Origin of the sequence: Nocardia miyunensis NBRC 108239, from assembly GCF_001613065.1 — a bacterium.
In the GTDB taxonomy this organism is placed as follows: Bacteria; Actinomycetota; Actinomycetes; order Mycobacteriales; family Mycobacteriaceae; genus Nocardia; species Nocardia miyunensis.
This window is the reverse complement of sequence record NZ_BDBQ01000040.1, coordinates 1-16,429: the sequence shown is the minus strand read 5'-3', so window position 1 is coordinate 16,429 and position 16,429 is coordinate 1. Positions and strand designations below refer to the sequence as shown.

At 67.1% G+C, this 16,429-nt stretch carries 16 protein-coding genes and 1 pseudogene; 14 read left to right on the top strand and 3 right to left on the bottom strand.

From position 1 onward, the window contains the following. Positions 1–5 precede the first annotated feature (5 nt). Complete coding sequence (locus tag NM2_RS17185) at positions 6–1,118, bottom strand: ferredoxin reductase (RefSeq protein WP_067669754.1); 1,113 nt, start codon at positions 1,116–1,118, stop codon at positions 6–8. 331 nt (positions 1,119–1,449) lie between these two features. Between NM2_RS17185 and NM2_RS47530 the strand changes: the two are divergent. The 4 genes and pseudogenes from NM2_RS47530 to NM2_RS17155 form a co-directional block, all read left to right on the top strand. Next, a pseudogene (locus NM2_RS47530) lies at positions 1,450–2,383 on the top strand (transposase); the annotation flags it as partial. Continuing rightward, the gene (locus NM2_RS17165) at positions 2,380–3,030 is read left to right on the top strand and encodes a cysteine hydrolase family protein (protein ID WP_067669745.1); all 651 of its coding nucleotides are present in this window, start codon (positions 2,380–2,382) and stop codon (positions 3,028–3,030) included. The pseudogene NM2_RS47530 and the gene NM2_RS17165, both read left to right, overlap by 4 nt. A gap of 232 nt (positions 3,031–3,262) precedes the next feature. After that, on the top strand, positions 3,263–3,436 hold the full coding sequence (locus NM2_RS17160) for a CsbD family protein (protein WP_067669743.1): 174 nt from the start codon (positions 3,263–3,265) through the stop codon (positions 3,434–3,436). A gap of 35 nt (positions 3,437–3,471) precedes the next feature. After that, a complete protein-coding gene (locus NM2_RS17155; protein WP_067669967.1) occupies positions 3,472–3,702 on the top strand; it encodes a hypothetical protein in 231 nt (76 codons plus the stop codon). A 407-nt stretch (positions 3,703–4,109) separates the two neighbouring features. Here NM2_RS17155 and NM2_RS17150 read toward each other — a convergent pair whose 3' ends face one another. Next, a complete protein-coding gene (locus NM2_RS17150; RefSeq protein ID WP_067669741.1) occupies positions 4,110–5,033 on the bottom strand; it encodes a LysR family transcriptional regulator in 924 nt (307 codons plus the stop codon). A 143-nt stretch (positions 5,034–5,176) separates the two neighbouring features. Here NM2_RS17150 and NM2_RS17145 point away from each other — a divergent pair, with 143 nt between their 5' ends. Both NM2_RS17145 and NM2_RS17140 read left to right on the top strand, forming a co-directional pair. Further along, a complete protein-coding gene (locus NM2_RS17145; protein WP_067669739.1) occupies positions 5,177–6,034 on the top strand; it encodes an alpha/beta hydrolase in 858 nt (285 codons plus the stop codon). 144 nt (positions 6,035–6,178) lie between these two features. Beyond that, positions 6,179–7,597, top strand: coding sequence for an MFS transporter (locus tag NM2_RS17140; RefSeq protein WP_245718086.1), 1,419 nt, complete (start codon positions 6,179–6,181; stop codon positions 7,595–7,597). Positions 7,598–7,708: 111 nt separating this feature from the next. Here NM2_RS17140 and NM2_RS17135 read toward each other — a convergent pair whose 3' ends face one another. Continuing rightward, positions 7,709–8,641: an Lrp/AsnC family transcriptional regulator gene (locus tag NM2_RS17135; protein ID WP_067669737.1), complete on the bottom strand. Its 933-nt coding sequence runs from the start codon at positions 8,639–8,641 to the stop codon at positions 7,709–7,711. Positions 8,642–8,890: 249 nt separating this feature from the next. On the opposite strand from NM2_RS17135, the gene NM2_RS17130 reads away from it, so the two are divergent. The 8 genes from NM2_RS17130 (at position 8,891) to speB (ending at position 16,123) form a co-directional block, all read left to right on the top strand. Then, positions 8,891–9,730, top strand: coding sequence for a transporter substrate-binding domain-containing protein (locus NM2_RS17130; protein WP_169816181.1), 840 nt, complete (start codon positions 8,891–8,893; stop codon positions 9,728–9,730). Next, complete coding sequence (locus tag NM2_RS17125; protein ID WP_067669733.1) at positions 9,730–10,473, top strand: amino acid ABC transporter permease; 744 nt, start codon at positions 9,730–9,732, stop codon at positions 10,471–10,473. The genes NM2_RS17130 and NM2_RS17125 overlap by 1 nt, the downstream gene beginning before the upstream one ends. Then, entirely contained in the window at positions 10,470–11,240 is a 771-nt protein-coding gene (locus NM2_RS17120; RefSeq protein ID WP_067669731.1) for an amino acid ABC transporter ATP-binding protein, read from the top strand. Before NM2_RS17125 ends, NM2_RS17120 begins: the two co-directional genes overlap by 4 nt. Positions 11,241–11,302: 62 nt before the next feature. Continuing rightward, positions 11,303–12,277 carry a C-terminal binding protein gene (locus NM2_RS17115; protein WP_067669729.1) on the top strand — a complete coding sequence of 325 codons (975 nt, stop codon included), beginning with the start codon at positions 11,303–11,305 and terminating at the stop codon, positions 12,275–12,277. After that, a complete protein-coding gene (locus NM2_RS17110; protein WP_067669727.1) occupies positions 12,274–13,140 on the top strand; it encodes a sugar phosphate isomerase/epimerase family protein in 867 nt (288 codons plus the stop codon). Before NM2_RS17115 ends, NM2_RS17110 begins: the two co-directional genes overlap by 4 nt. Positions 13,141–13,148: 8 nt before the next feature. After that, positions 13,149–14,363, top strand: a complete 1,215-nt coding sequence (locus tag NM2_RS17105) for an aromatic ring-hydroxylating oxygenase subunit alpha (protein WP_067669726.1) — start codon at positions 13,149–13,151, stop codon at positions 14,361–14,363. After that, positions 14,363–15,130: a class II aldolase/adducin family protein gene (locus NM2_RS17100; RefSeq protein ID WP_067669723.1), complete on the top strand. Its 768-nt coding sequence runs from the start codon at positions 14,363–14,365 to the stop codon at positions 15,128–15,130. Before NM2_RS17105 ends, NM2_RS17100 begins: the two co-directional genes overlap by 1 nt. Before the next feature lie 48 nt (positions 15,131–15,178). Beyond that, the gene (gene speB / locus NM2_RS17095) at positions 15,179–16,123 is read left to right on the top strand and encodes an agmatinase (RefSeq protein ID WP_067669721.1); all 945 of its coding nucleotides are present in this window, start codon (positions 15,179–15,181) and stop codon (positions 16,121–16,123) included. The last annotated feature ends 306 nt before the right edge of the window (positions 16,124–16,429 follow it).

The following is a 16,429-nucleotide window of genomic DNA, read 5'->3' as shown; positions in this document are numbered from 1 at the left end:
GCCTCCTAGATATCGAGAGTGCATTCACCAGAGACGCTGCTGATGCACGTTTGAATTCGTTCTCCTTCACGGCGCTCCTCACCGGTGCGCAGGTCGCGGACATACCCACCCGCGAGTGGCAGGACACAGGTTTGGCAGATGCCCATGCGGCAGCCGAACGGCATGTTGATTCCCAGCTTCTCACCGGCCTCGAGAAGTGTTGTCGCGCCATCGATCTCCGCCTTCTTGTCCGAGAGGGCGAATCGCACCGTCCCGCCTTCGCCGCCGTGGTCGGTGCGGGCGATCGAGAACCGTTCGACGTGCAGCCGTTCCCGCAGGCCGCCACGCTCGTAATGCGACTCCATCGCGTCCAGTAGGCGCGGCGGTCCACACGCCCAGCAGTCGCGCTCGCGCCAATCGGGCACCCACTCATCGAGACGGCAGACGGTGAACTTGCCCATTTCCCTGGTGAGCTGGAGTTTCAGGGTATAGCCGGGCGTGCTGTGGGCGAGGGCTTCCATCTCGTCGAGAAAAATGACGTCGTCGCGGGTCGGCGCGGAATGGACGTGGCAGATATCGGCCTGCTGTCCCCGTGCCGCGAGGGATCTCAGCATCGCGATCACCGGGGTTATGCCACTGCCCGCGGTGACGAACAGGATCTTGCCCGGAATGGGCTCGGGCAGATGGAAATCGCCGCGCGGCGCGGCCAGCCGGATGATGGTGGCGGGCGTGACGCCATCGACCAGGTGGGTGGACAAGAAGCCGTCGGGGTTGGCCTTGACGGTGATCGCGATGGTCTTCTTCTCGGCCGAGCTGATCGAGGTGAGCGAATAGGAGCGCCACCGCCACCGGCCGTCCACCTGCAGTCCGATACCGACGTATTGGCCCGGTTTGTATGCTGCCGGAAAGCCCCAGCCGGTGCGGATGGTCACCGTGGCGGTGTCTTCTGTCTCCTTCACTACGTCGAGCACTTTGCCGCGAAGTTCACGGGCGGTCCAGAGCGGATTGAGCAGGTGCAGGTAGTCGTCGGGAAGTAGCGGTGTGGTTGCGCGGGCCACCAGCCCGCGCACGACATTGCCCCCGGGAGTGTTCGCGTCGACACCCGCGGCCGGACGTTTACTCCACTTCAGCAGTCCCACAGAAGATCCCCTTTCTGTGCACAACTGTACACTGAAATCTGCCTCGCTCAGGATGAGACGTCTCGACGGCGACGCCTCCCTGCTGAGGCACCGCAGATGAGCCGCCCGCGACGACCGCCACAAGACCAATCCAGCCGGTGACCTATCATCTCCTCCACGCATGCACACCGGTGGACAGGTGTTTCCTAGTTCTTGGCAATACCCGGCAAGTACGACCGCAAACACGGTCGAAGCTCATGCCCAGGCCACGGACGGTTGTGGGCGACGGCGTCCTCTCGAGCACCGAAGGCCGACACTCGGATTCGAGCTCGCTCTCGATGTACGTCGACCGCGCGAGGACGCTCGGCGGATGCTGGCCGCTGCGTTGCAGGCGGAGGTCGCCGCCCACATCGACCAGTTCGCCGACCAGGTCGACGAGGCGGGCCGCCGGTTGGTGGCGCGCAACGGCTACCACGTCGAACGCGAGGTCGTGAGCTCTGCTGGCGCGGTGAGCATCCGTGCGCCACGGGTGAACGACAAGCGGACCGATTCGGAAACGATGAGCGCCAGCGGTTTTCCTCGGTGATCCTGCCAGCTTGGTGTCGCCGCTCGCCGCGGATTTCCGAGGTGCTGCCGCTGTTGTATCTGCACGGTCTGTCGACCGGCGACTTCGCACCTCCGGTGCTGGCGGTCGGTGATGGCGCGCTCGGGTTCCGGAAAGCGTTGCGGGACGTCTTGCCCGAAACCCGGGAGCAGTGCTGCTGGTTCCACAAATCGGCGAATGTTCTTGCTGCACTGCCGAAATCGGCGCATCCCGGTGCGATCGCGTTTGAAGGACATCTACATGGCCGGATATCGACAAGGCACAGCTGGCGGTGAAAGCATTCGAAATCGACTACGCCGCAAAATATCCCAAAGCCGTCGCGAAGATCACCGACGAACTCGACGTGCTGATGGAGTTCTACCGTTACCCGGCCGAGCACTGGATCCATTCGAGAACGACGAACCCGATCGAGTCGACTTCGCGTTCGTACGCCTCCGGACCAAGGTCACCATGGGACCTGGCGCGCGAGCAGCGGGAATCGCCATGGCCTACAAGTAGATCGAGGCTGCCCAAGCTTCTCGAACGCCCCCGCGACATCACACCGGCGGCCTCAACCGGCCCGGCCGACGCCACCGGAACGGAGGTTGCCTCACAGGTCGGATCAGCACGCAGGTCCGGGCCGGAATACCCCGCCGCGTGCTCGAGTTGGCATCAGCTGTCAAAGAAGCCCGACACCTCATGAGGCGAGCGATGCACTACGACGCCACCGGGACCGCGCTGGTCGTGGTCGATCCCTACAACGAGATGCTCGCCGAGGGCGGCAAGGTCTGGCCGCGGCTGCGCGAGGTTGCCGAACGAGTCGGCACTCGCGAGCATCTCGAACAGCTACTCACCGCGGCCCGGCAAGCGGGCATACCGGTGATGTATGCGCCACACCGGCGTTGGCGCCCCGGTGACGGCGCAGGCTGGCAGCACACCCCCCGCCCGCACGGCGCGGTCGTCCAGGCACACCTGTTCGCCGAAGGCAGCTTCGGCGGCCGATGGTATGCCCCGCTGGCACCCGGGGACAGCGATGTCGTGGCTTACGAGCATTGGGGCATGAGTGGCTTCGCGAACACCGACCTGGATCTGCAGCTGCGCATGCGCGGGATCGAACGAGTCATCATCGCCGGAATGACCGCACCAGGCTGTGTCGAGGGCACCGCCCGCCACGCCATGGAACTGGGATACCTGGTCACGCTCGTCACCGACGCGACCGCCGCCTACAGCAACGAGCTGATGAACGCAGCCCACCACCTCAACGGCCCGCTGTTCGCCGAGCACATCCTCACCACCCAAGAAGTGATCACAGCCCTGGCCGGCACCCCCACAGCCGGGGACGGCCATTGACACCCGACATACAAAATTCACCAACAACCGCTACTACAAGCCAAGGAAGGAACCACCTGAAACTTGGCCCGGTCCACAGTATTTGACGATATCTCGGGCGCACGCCGGAGAATCTCTGTGATCGCCGCGAGAGTCGGATATCTGCCGGCCGCCGTTTGAAAGCCCGGAAACGGTCTATTGCTAGAACTACCGGCAGCATCCGGCGGCCGGGCAACACCGATAGGTGAACGTAATGGGCTTCACGAACAAGGCGAAGAACCGGGCCGACAAACTCGCCGGTCAGGTCAAGGAAAAAATCGGCGAGATGACCAACAACCCGAGGCTGCGGAACGAAGGCAAGGCCGACCAGGTCAAGTCCAATCTGAAGACTACGGCCGAGAAGATCAGAGATACCTTCCGGAAGTGACTGAAATGAGAAGCTACACAAGCGATCGCCGCGCGATGTACGGCGCCAGGTCCCCACTCGCCCGGCTGGTCATGTCCATAGTCCTGATATGGCTGGTGATCGGCGTCATTGCAGGCTGGCAGCGCCACTATTACGACAGCGCCCCCACCAATTGCGCAAGCACCGGAACCATAGCGGTAACCATCATCGCCGGCCCCCTGAACTACCTCGGAGTAAACCCGAAGATCGCCGACTGCCACGTCGACGTCCCTCAACCCAGCCAGTAACCCAGCCCGTGCCGAGGCGATCCTACGTGGATACCGGGTCGGCCGGTGTGGTACAGACATCAGAGCACTCACACCGCCACCGCGGTGGACCCGGCCACCAACGCCGACGCTGAATCTGGCACCACCGGTGCCGCAGGCAATTTCGCGCAATTATCGGACCTGTCGGACGCGCTAACGGCCCGCCCGCTCCCCAGCCCTGTGGACCGACGTTCTCCGATGTTCTCGGCAGGGGCCATGGCCGGTATCGATCGCTGGTTCGACACGATCGTGGCCAACCGGACGCGCCGGGATGTGTTGGGCGGCTGCGCAATCGGCTCGCCGGGCCAGGGGTGATCGACGACTCGGACGAGACGCGCAGCTGCGCCGGATTCGCCGTGCCCAGGTCCGCGGCTCGACCGCCGGGCCGGTCAGTGGGCCTTGTGCCGGTCCAGCGAAGCACGCACGCCGGGGCAAAGCTCCCGGGTGATCTCCAGGAACGCCGCGAGTACGGGCGACCGGTCCTTCGCGCGGAACGACATGACAAGTTCCGGCAGCTCAACGCGGGGGCTCACCTCGCAGAACCAGGTATCGGGCCGGGCGGCGGCTCCCATGCACGCCGGGCCGAGGCCCACGCCGACCCCGCACGCGGCGAGCCCGATGATCGTGTGCACGTCCCTCGCCTCGGTAGCCCTGGCCAGTGCGGGCACGTCGCCGAGCAGTGCCCGAAGCCCGGCGATGATAGCCGGTTCGTCGTCGGCGGGGGCCACGATCAGGTGCTGTTCGCGGAGCTGTTCCGGGCCGACCCGGACCTGGCCCGCGTACGGATGGGCAGTGCCCACGACAGCGATCAGACGGTCTCGCGCGATCGTGACCGACATCAGGTCTTCGGCACCGGCTCCCCGAGGCGCACCCCAGCCGATGCTCACGTCCAGCTCGCCGCTGATCAGGGCCGACGCGCTTTGGGCAGTGGACATCTCGTGCAGCCCGAGCTGAACCTCGGGGTGGTCACGGACGAATCGGCCGAGCACAGTGGGCAGCACCCCCAAGAGCGCGGAGCCGATGAATCCCAGCCTGAGCCGACCCGTCTCGCCCCGAGCGGCTCGCCCTGCGTCGGTCGCCGCGGCGCCGATCTCACACAGTGCCCGACGTGCCCTGATCAGAAAAGCTTCGCCTGCGGCGGTTGGTAGTACACCGTTCGGCGTGCGGTCGAACAACCGCGCGCCAACTTCTCGTTCCAGGTCCGCGATCTGCTTGGACAGCGGGGGCTGCGCGATACCGACGGCGGCCGCGGCCCGGCCGAAGTGCTGGTGCTCGGCCAAGGCGAGCGCGTAGCGCAAATGTCGTGCCTCCACTTCACAACCCTACGGTCCGCGACGGCCATACCCTAGAGATATCACCGAGGGGTCTCCCAGATATGAGATGACACGATATCGCGTCAGCCGGGTGAACTGGTTCCGACGAATCAACAGGAACCATCGGTGAAGGTGATCTCCGCATGACTTACTCGTCCACAGCGGTCACGGTGTTCGTGCTCGTGCATGGCGCCTGGCACTCCTCGTGGCAGTGGACTGCTACCCAACGGGCCTTGGCCGGGCTCGGCGCGGCCAGTGTCGGGGTCGACATGCCTGGGCACGGCTTCGACGCGCCGCTCCCCCGCGGCTACCTCGATCCCGGCCAACCGGGGCTCACCACGCAGAAGTCCGTGCTGGCCGAGCTGACCATGGACCAGTGCGCGGACACCATCCTGTCCACGTTGCGTGGGGTACGCCAGTACCGCAAAGTCGTGCTCGTCGCGCACAGCGCGGGCGGCGGACCCGCGTCCCTGGCCGCGGAGCAGGCCCCCGACCTGGTCGACCGGATCGTCTACCTCTCGGCGTTCTGCCCGGCCGGTCGCCCGCGCTTCGTCGACTACCTCGGCTCCACCGAGCAGACCGCCACCGCGCTCGGAGGGGGCCTGCCGCTGGGCGATGCCGAAACGCTCGGGGCCGTCCGCATCAACCCGATGTCTCGCGATCCGGAGTATGTCGAGGAACTGCGACAGACCCACTACCACGACATCCCTGCCGAGATGTTCGCGCGTTGGCGCCTCGCCCTGAGCCCCGACCTGCCGATCGCGATGCCGACCACTCCGGTCACGGTAACTCGGCAGCGATGGGGCCGTATCCCGCGCACCTTCATTCGGTGCACCGACGACCGCGCTGCGACGCCCGCGCTGCAGGATCTGATGATCGCGGAGGCCGACGCGGTCGTTCCGGACAATCCGTTCACCGTCCGCAGCCTGCCGGGCAGCCACACGCCGTTCGCCGCCCGCCCAGGAGAACTTGCCGCCGCCTTGCTGTCCACCGAGCGCTGACGCGGCCTGGAGCTGCGCGTTCAGCGAGCCGACATTCGCGCGGCCTTGGTGGTCTCGGCCACGCGGTTCATCCGACGCCACGCCGTTGCCGAGTCGTTTCGTACGGCCGCAGACCGCACCCCGATTGGAACACTCACGTTGACCGTGTCAGCCCTGCGAGCGCACCCCCTCATCCTGCCGGTGGTGCTCACCGCCACCTTCATGCAACTTCTCGACGTGACGATCGCCCAGGTTGCTCTCTCGTCCATACAGCGTGATCTGCGGGCAAGCCAGGACATCCTGCCGCTGGTCCTCGCCGGCTACACACTGTCCTACGGCTGCCTGCTGATCACGGCGGGCAGGTTGGGCGACCGGTACGGTTACCGGCGGCTTTACGCCGTAGGAATGTCCCTGTTCACCCTGGCCTCCGTGGCCTGCACCGCGGCACCAACCGCGAGTGCTCTGGTATTGGCCCGACTCGTTCAGGGGGCAGGTAGTGGTCTGATGGCCCCGCAAGTGTTGTCGATCATTCAAACGGCAGTGCCCGCCCCCCGACGACCCCACGCGCTCGGGCTCCTCGGGGCCACCATGGGGGTCGCGTCGCTGGCAGGCCCGCTGCTCGGCGGGATTCTCCTCGGGGCTGATCTGTTCGGTCTCGGTTGGCGCCTGATCTTTCTGGTGAACGTTCCGGTCGGCCTGCTGGCGCTGGCCGGCTCCGTCCTGCTCCCCAGCACGCGCGCTACCACTCGACCCCGATTGGACGTCGTCGGTGCCACGCTCGCGATGACCGGGCTGGGGCTGCTGGTCTTTCCGCTGAGCGTCGGCCCCGATACCGGATGGCCGGCCTGGACATGGCTCTGTTTCGGTAGCGCGGCAGTGGTTCTCGGTCTGTTCGTTCTGACCCAGTTCCGCCACGATGAGCCGCTGGTGCACCCCAGCGTGTTCCGTGATCGAATCGCCCGATCCGGCATTCTCCTGGTGTTCGTTTTCAACGCCGGGGTCCCGTCTTTCACCTACTTGCTGTTCCTCTACCTGCAATCCGGACTCGGATTTACCCCCCTCGCCGCCGCGCTCACCTCCGCGCCCTACCCTGCGGCGGCCGTCGTCGGCAGCCGTGCCGCCGCTGCACTCGCCCGCCGCTATCGCGGCACCCTCCTGCCCGCGTCAGCGGTACTACTGGCTCTGGCCATCGCAACACTCACCGTCGTGATCACCAGGGACGGCCACCGGTGGGCAGCGCTGCCTGCGATGGCGGTCGGTGGCGCCGCGTTCGGCACCTTCACGGCGTCGGTGTTCTCCCTGGTGCTCACCGACGTCAAGCCCGGGGCCACCGGTTCGGCCTCCGGACTGCTGCCTACCGCGCAGCAGATCGGGGGAACGATCGGCGTGAGCTTGGCCGGACTGGTCTTCGTCCTGCCGGCCGCGAGCCCGACTGCCGCATTCGGCCACGCCATGGCCTACGAAATCGGCGTATTCCTGCTCACCGCCGTGATCAGCCTTCGGCTTGTCCGAAACGGCCGACGCCATCGCCCAGCGGGCCGATCCGATCAGATGATCGACCCGACGTCCTGGGCTACAAGGTGATCGAGTGCACGTTCGGCGACTGCCGCAATGGTGGTCTACCGCCGGACCGGTTCGCGCTGAATTCGCGCTGAACCGAGGCGTGTCTCCGGGGTTGGCCGAGGGCGGAAACCTTCACTTCTCCTTGCGAATCCGGGTGAGTATGGGCACGCTCGCGTAACGCTCCTTGACCGTCACCAGGTGGACCCAGCTGTCGACCTCGAGCACCGGCCGGAGCGCGCGCACGGTATCGAGGGCGGCGACGATCTCCTCCGGAGCCGCTACGTGCACGGTCCCGACCAGATCGAAGCGCCCGATCGCCGCGGCCAGGAAATGCAGGCCGGGAATCTCCGCGAGCAGCGGCGCCAGGCTAGCGGTGTGCCCACGCGCGCGCACTCCGAACCCCACCGCGAACTCCGAATCACCCTGGGCCACACCGGACAACATCCCGATGTGCACCACCCCCTCCTCGATCAGGCGCTTGACCCGGAGCCGTGCCGTGCCGGGTGAGGTCTCGGCGGCCGCGGCGAGGGTGGCGTAGGAGGCGCGGCCGTCAGCCTGCAGCACCTCGAGCAGCCGCATATCGAGCCCGTCGATCGACGCCGCCGAGACGCTCTCCGGCCGGCCCACATCGATGAGCAGATCGGAGTAGGTCAGCGTATTCGTCTCGCGCACACCGTCGATGCCGCGGATCCGGTCGAGCGCGGCAGCGAGCTGGACCGGACCAAGGGTGCGGATCTCGGCGAGCAGGGGATAGCGGCCGCTGGTGAGCGAGACATACGGCACCTCGGCGAGCGCGGCCAGCCGCGCGGCCACCTGCCGCACCGGTTGATCGACGTTGATCGATACGTGCGCAAGGGCTTCCAGGCCGATGGTGGCCGGATGCACAACGCCGACCACCCGGGCCCGACCGGTCGTAAGCAGCGCATTGAGCCGTTTGGAGACGGTCGGCCTGGAGGCGCCCAGTTTGGCGGCGAGTTCATTGCGGCCGATGCGCCCATCGAGGCGGAGCTCGTCGAGGATGCGGGCATCCAGATCCTGCCCCGCCGATGTCGCGGACCCGGTCATCGGAACTTAACAATCGCCGACCGGAGCGGTGTTGATTTTCCTATCGTCAAGATGACTCTCCCTTCGATGCTGATACTTCCGAGGGTGTGCCGATCATCTTGTCCAAAAATCAATTAGCGATGTCTGGATCCCGGTTTCCCCTATGGACCGAACCTATCGCAGTTTCTATGGTGCTACTCAATCGAGATGAGCAGGATCGGCGCGGGAACTTTATCCATAACGCCGCAGCACTGGCAGGAGATTGAGCAGATGAAAAAGCTGGGTCTGGTGGCGATGGGATCGGGTATGGCGTTGCTGATCGCCGGTTGCGGTGGTGGATCCGCCGGAAGTGCGGCCAGCGGCGCGGCGCCCGCCGGGCTGATCCGCGGCGGCGAGGTCAGGTTCTGTACCGATCCGGAATATCCGCCGATGGAGTACTTCAAGGGCGCAGACACCACCGATCCGACCGGCTTCGACTCCGACGGTGCCCGGGCCCTGGCGGATCTGTGGAAGGTGAAGGTGAGCTGGCAGGTCACCGCCTTCGACGGGCTCATGCCCGCGCTGCAGGCCCAGCGTTGCGATGTGCTGTGGTCGGCGCTGTACGTCAGCCCCGAACGCACCGCGGTGGCCGATGCGGCGCCCTTCCTGCGGACCGGCCCCGGCCTGATCGTGCGGACCGGGGATTCCCGGATCAAGTCCGCCGACGATCTGTCCGGCAAGACCGTTGCCGTGCAGGGCGGTGGCGCCAACGAGAAAACCCTGCACCAGCTCTCGGCCGGGTTCACCGCGGCGGGCAAGGCGCCGATCACCGTACAGGCGTATCCGAAGACAGCGGAAACCGTTGCGGCTGTGACCAACGGCAAGGCCGATGCGCTGATAGAGACCGATGTCGCGACCGTCGACATGGTCGCGAAGTCCAGTGGCGCGCTGGTGTCCGCACCCGGAATCTTCTCCGCGGAAACGACATTCGGTGTTTTCACCCGCAAGGGCTCGCCGCTGAGCAAGCCGGTGGCCGCGGCCGTGGCCACCCTGGCCGCCAACGGCACGCTGGGTGCTCTGGCCGCCAAGTACGGGCTCGACCCAGCACGGATCCACCGCGGTGGCGCGTAATGACGTTCGACACCCACATCTTCTGGACGGCGCTGACCTCGGCACAATTCCTGCACGGCGCGTGGCTGTCGCTCGCGCTGGCCGCCGTCTCGATGGTGGTGGCAACCCTGCTCGGTTTCGGGGTGGCGCTGATGCGGATCGGACGGAACCGGGTGCTGCGGGCGCTCGGCGGCGCCTACGTGTGGTTCTTCCGGGCGATTCCGACGCTGCTGGTGTTGCTGATCATCTGGAACGCCGGGCCGCAACTGTTCCCGAGCCTGCGGGAGAGCTGGTTCACTCCGTTCATCGCTGGATTCCTCGGATTCGCCGTGGTCGAGGCCGCGTATATGGCCGAGATTCTGCGCTCGGCGCTGTCGAGCGTGGACGAGGGGCAGCATCTGGCGGCGCGTGCGATCGGCCTGCCGCCCCATCGGGTGCTGCTGAAGGTCGTTCTGCCGCAAGCGGTCAAGGTGGCGCTGCCGCCGACCGGCAACGAGTTCATCGCGATGCTCAAGTACACCTCCCTCGCCTCGGTGATCTCGCTGCGCGAACTGCTGACCAGCGCCCAGAACGAGGTCTCGGCGACCTTTCGCTACGCCGAGTACTACAGCGCCGCGCTCGTCCACTACCTGGTGATCGTCAGCGCCCTGATGGGCCTGCAAAGCCTCATCGAGCGCCGGTATCGCTGGGTGTCCACGGGGTCCGCCGCGCCCGGGGCCGTCGAACGGAAGACTGCTACACAGAAAGACGCGGTGAAGGTTTGAACGCCACTCCATTGCTGCAGACCGTGGGTCTGCGCAAGAGCTACGGCCACAACCTGATTCTGGACGGTGTCGACTTCGCCATCGCGCCCGGGCAGGTGAAGGCCGTGCTGGGCCCCTCGGGATCCGGCAAATCCACGATGCTGCGGCTGATGTCGCTGCTCGAACAAGCCGACGAAGGTTCGATCCTGTTGCACGGCAGAGAGATCGGCGTCGAGACGGGTCGCGGCGGGAACCGGGCGCCGATGCCCGAGCGGCGACTGGCTCGCCAGCGCGCCGATATCGGAATGGTGTTCCAGCGATTCAACCTGTTCGCGCATCTGGACGTGCTGCACAACGTCATGCTGGGGCTGACCGCGGTGCGGGGGCTGAGCAGGTCCGAGGCCGCCGAGCGGGCCCGGTCGATGCTCGAGCGGGTCGGCATGGCCGGGCATGTGCGCCACTATCCCTCCGAGCTGTCCGGCGGGCAGCAACAGCGGGTCGCCATCGCCCGGGCGCTCGTGCTCGAGCCGTCGGTGATGCTGTTCGACGAGCCGACCTCCGCGCTGGATCCGGAACTGGTCAACGAGGTGCTCTCCGTGATGGAAGATCTTGCCGCACAAGGGATGACGATGGTAGTGGTCACGCACGAGACTCGTTTCGCGCGCCGGGTGGCGCACGAGGTGGCGCTGTTCGACTCGGGCGGCATCGTCGAGCAGGCCGCGCCGGAGCAGTTCTTCACCCAGCCCGCGCACGAGCGCACCCGAGCGTTCCTGTCCCACATCCATTGACGCGCAGCGTCATTGCCTCACGTGCATCCCGAAACCGTCGACTCCCGCGAGGACCGATACCCATGCCCGACAGACCACTGGCGGTCTACACCGACCTCAGCGACCTCGATCCTGCCCCCGGGGTGGCGCTTCTGGAGTCCGCGGGATTCGAGGTCCGTGTGCTCGAAACCCACGATCCTGGCGAGATCGCCGCCTCGGCGGCGCGGGCCACCGCGTTGCTGGCGGGCTTCGCGCCGATCGATGCCGCCCTGCTCGCGCGCCTGCCGCGGCTGCGCATCATCTCGGTCCTGTCCCGCGGCCACGACAGCATCGACGTGGATGCCGCTGCCGCACGAGGCATCCGGGTCGCAACCGTCGGGGACATCGCGACCGCGGAGGTGGCCACCCACACCTGGGCTCTGATCCTGGCCGCGGTGCGGCGGCTGGACTTCTTCGCACGGCGCGGGCGCGGCTGGCTGGAGCGTCCGGTTCACGGTCCGAGACGCCTGTCCGAGCTGACGTTGGGGCTGGTCGGTCTCGGCCGGATCGGCGCCGAGGTCGCCGAATTCGCGGTTGGTTCGGTCGAGACCGTCCTGGGCTTCGACCGGCCGGGCCGGTCCGTGCCCGGTGTCACCGGGACGTCGCTCGAGGATCTGGTCGCTCGCTCGGATGTGGTGTCCATCCATCTACCGCTGACCAGAGCCACTTCTGGGCTCTTCGACGCCGATCTGATCGGACGGATGCCCCGGGGCTCCTGGCTGATCAACGTCTCGCGTGGCGGCATCGTCGACGCGCGGGCGCTGGCCGATGCGCTCGACCTCGGCCACCTCGCCGGCGCGGCCCTCGATGTCCTGGGCACCGAGCCGCCCCCCGCCGGCGACCGGCTCGCCGAACATCCGAATGTGCTGCTGACCCCGCACGTGGCATACCTGTCCGACGCGACGGCCCGCGATTACATCCTGACCCAGGCGCGCAACGTTGTGCACTGGCAGCGCACCGGACGTCCGCTCGAGCCGCCCGCGATCCGGTGCGGTGTGAGTCCGCGGGGGCCTCGATGACTGTCGCGCTGGAGATCTACAACTCGCTGTGGGCCATGGAGGACCTGCCGTACCGGGGTGAGCCGTGGACGCTCGGTGAGCAGTTGGACCGGCTGGCGGCGGCCGGATTCGATGGCGCAGCGGTGGACTTGGGTGCTCGCCGCCGGCCCGAGGCGGCCGCCCTGGCTCCGCTGCTGCGTGAACGCGGGCTGGGTGCGCTGGTTTTCGCCTTCGTCTCCAGCGATGTCGATCTGGATGCCGCGCTGCGTTACGCCGAATGCATCGGCGCGTACCGGATGGTGGTGTGCGGCTGTATTTTCGGAGAGGACGCCGCCGTCGCCGGGGCTGTGCACCGCTGGTTCCGCCGATGTGCGGAGGCGGGCGTGGCGATGCAGCTCGAGACGCACCGGAACACGCTCACCGACGACATGCGCCGCACCACAAGGCTGCTGGGCGAGCTCGACGAGCAGGTGCGGCTCGCGATCGACCTGTCGCACTACGTCTGCGGTAGCGAATTCCCGGTGCCGCCCACCGCGGAGATCGAGGGCCACCTCGAGCGGCTGTTCGCGCGCGCGGAATCGGTGCAGGGCCGCATAGCCACCCGCTGCCAGGTGCAGATACCGCTCGGCTTCCCGCAGCACCGCGAATGGGAAGCGTTGTTCGAGCAATGGTGGGTCCGGGCCTTCGACGCCATCCTGGAGCGGCGCGCGAGCACGGCCGACTCCGAACCGGTGCTGTTCTGCACCGAACTCGGCACCACCCCCTACGCCATCACCGACCGCGACGGCCGTGAACTGTCCGATCGGTGGGCCGACACCCTGACCCTGCGCGAGCGCGCGATGGCCGCATACGCCGCCGCGCACCTCGGGCGGATCTCGTCCTGAGGAGAAATATGTCCAGTCACACGAGCGATACGGTATGTCCGCTGCCCGGACGGACCACTTCGCTGGGGAACGTCGTCGTCGACGGCCCGCTGCCGGATCGGCCCGACGGCCGTGCGCTGTTGCCGGCCCGCGCCTATACCGGCGCGGCGGAGTTCGCGCTCGAGCAGGACCGCCTCTTCTCGGCCGGCTGGGTGTGGGCGGGCTACGCGCACTGGCTCGCCGAACCCGGTGCGGTGCATCCGATCACGATCGGTGGCAAACCGCTGCTGATGGTTCGCGGTGACGACGACCGGATCCGGGTGTTCCACAACTCCTGCCGTCATCGCGGGATGGCCCTGACCGAGGAGCCGCTGGTCGTGCACCGGCGCCTGCAGTGCGCCTATCACTGCTGGGCCTATCGGCTGGACGGATCACTGTCCACCGCACCGTATTACGGGCGCGAGCGCGGGGCGAAGGTGGAGCCGGAAGTGGCCGCGACGCTCGGCTTGTTGCCCGTGGCCTGCCACGTCTGGGCGGGCATGGTCTTCGTCGATCTGTCGGCGGCGCACACCGACCCGCAAGTCTGTGCGCGGGACTTCGGAGAGCGGCTCGCGCCGCTGCTGACCCGCTGGGACCATATCGATTTCGGCCGCCTGAACCTGGCCGGGGAGCGTCGCTACGACGTGGCGGCGAACTGGAAGCTGGTGGTGGAGAACTTCCTCGACTTCTACCATCTGCCGTTCGTGCACCCGCAGGTCGGTGCCGTGACCGCCGCGCTGGACGTGGACGATGTGGCACTGCACCCGGACATCATGGGCGGCAGCTATCCGCGCGGGGCGGTGGGCAAGGCCGACAAGACCGATCGGGTACTGCCATGGCTGGGGGATGTGCCCGCGGAGCGGCTCGAGCGCCAGGACATCTTCTGCGTCTTTCCCAATGCACTGCTGTTCCTCGAGGCCGACTGGTTCCAGGTGATCGGATATCACCCGCTCGCGCCGGATCGCACCGTGGAACATATGGCGGTCTTCGTCGACTCCGCGGCCGCCGGTGCGGAATTCGAGCCCGCGCGCGAGCAACTGACCGAGGTGCTGTGGCGGGTCAACGAGCAGGATCTGCCGATCCTGCAACGCCTGCAGGCCGGCCGGCACTCACCGGCCGCCGACGCGACGAACCTCGTCTCGCACTGGGATCAGGTCACCGCGCTGTTCCAGCAGCGCGTGGCGAAGCGGATGGGAGGGTACTGATGCACGCGGAGTCCCCGTCCGGCGCCGCAACCGAACAGCGGTTGCGGCGCGAGCTCGCGGCGGTGTATCGACTGGTTGCGCACTTCGGGATGACCGACTTGATATTCACCCACATTTCGCTGCGCCTGCCCGGACCCGAAGCACGATTCCTGATCAATCCGTACGGTCTGCTGTTCGAGGAGATCACCGCCTCGAACCTGGTGGTTGTCGGCCCGGATGGGATTGCGCAGCGGCAGACCGGGCATCCGGTGAATCCGGCCGGGTTCGTCATTCACGCCGCGGTGCACGCCGCCCGGCCCGACGCGCATTGCGTGCTGCATACCCATACCCGGGCCGGGTGTGCGGTCGCGGCGACCGTCGAGGGGCTGCTGCCGGTGAACCAGATGTCGATGGAGTTCTACGACCGGGTCGGTTACCACGACTACGAGGGCGTCGCGCTGAGCCTGGACGAACAGGCTCGCCTGGTGGCCGATCTCGGTGTGCACCCCGCGCTGATCCTGCGTAACCACGGGTTGCTGACCGTGGGAACGACTGCGGCACAGGCATTTCTGCGCATGTTCTATTTGAATCGGGCGTGCGAGATCCAGGTGAGCGCGGCGGCCACCGGGACGCTGAACCTGCCTGCTGCGGATGTCTGCGAGCGCAGTGCCCGGCAACTGGCCGGTGCGGACATCGATGACGACTTCACCGACCCCGCCGCCTACGACATGGCCTGGGCGGCGCTGCTGCGGCTGCTCGACCGGATCGACCCGCGCTACGCGGACTGAATTCGCCTGCGCCGTGCCCAACCTACTATCGCTGAGGAGATCCCGACCATGACGATCGGACCGGTCGATGCCACTACCGTGCCGCGCTTCGGCGGGCCCGCGACGTTCGCGCGGCTGCCGCGCATCGACGAGGTGGGGGCCGCGGACGTAGCGATCGTCGGTGTCCCGTTCGACAGCGGGGTCAGCTATCGTCCGGGCGCTCGGTTCGGGCCGGGGCATGTGCGCGCCTCGTCGAAGTTGCTGCGCCCCTACAACCCCGCGGTCGGCGTCGCACCGTTCGACTCGCTGCAGGTCTGCGACGCGGGCGATCTGGCCTGCAATCCGTTCGACATCGCCGCGGCCATCGCCGAGATCGAAAGCGGCGCAGATGCTCTCACCGGATCCGGAGCCCGGCTGCTGACCATCGGCGGCGATCACACCATCGCCCTGCCACTGCTGCGCTCGGCCGCACGGCGGCACGGCCCGGTCGCGGTCGTGCATTTCGACGCTCACCTGGACACCTGGGACACGTATTTCGGCGCGTCCCACACGCACGGCACCCCGTTCCGGCGTGCCTCGGAGGAGGGGCTGATCGACCGAGAGGCGAGTATGCACATCGGCATTCGCGGGCCGCTCTACGGCGAGGGGGATCTCGCCGCCGACAGCGGCCTCGGCTTCACCGCGGTCACCAGTCCGGAGATCGAGATCGACGGCATCGCGGCGGCCGTCGAGCGGATGCGCGCGCGGATCGGGGATCGGCCGGTGTACGTCTCGGTCGACATCGACGTGCTGGATCCGGCCCACGCCCCCGGCACCGGAACGCCCGAGGCAGGCGGGATGACCAGCCGCGAGCTACTGCACATGCTCCGGGCTTTCGGCGAGGCGAACCTGGTCGGCGCGGATATCGTCGAGGTGGCCCCTGCCTACGACCACGCCGAGATCACCGGTATCGCCGCTGCCCACGTGGCATACGAACTGCTGTCCGCGATGGCCGCGCGGACCTTTCCGAGATGAACCTTCGGTCCCCCAGGAGTGTCCCGCGTCGGTTGTTTGCACACACTTAACGAGCTGTAACTCTCGGCCCGGCCCACGAACCCGCGATCGAAACTAGACTCGCACCCACGGTCTCGTCGAGACAGTTCTTCCGTTCGAGCAACGATGCGCGAACCCTGTATCGGGCCCCGCTCCGCGATGCGCGGTGTCACGCAAGATATCCGGGATCAATGCGGTGCGATTACCCCCCGAACTCGGCGAATCCCTTCCCGGAACCGACACGATCGGGAGGAAACTCATGGGCAGCACAGTTCTCGACGGTCCTTG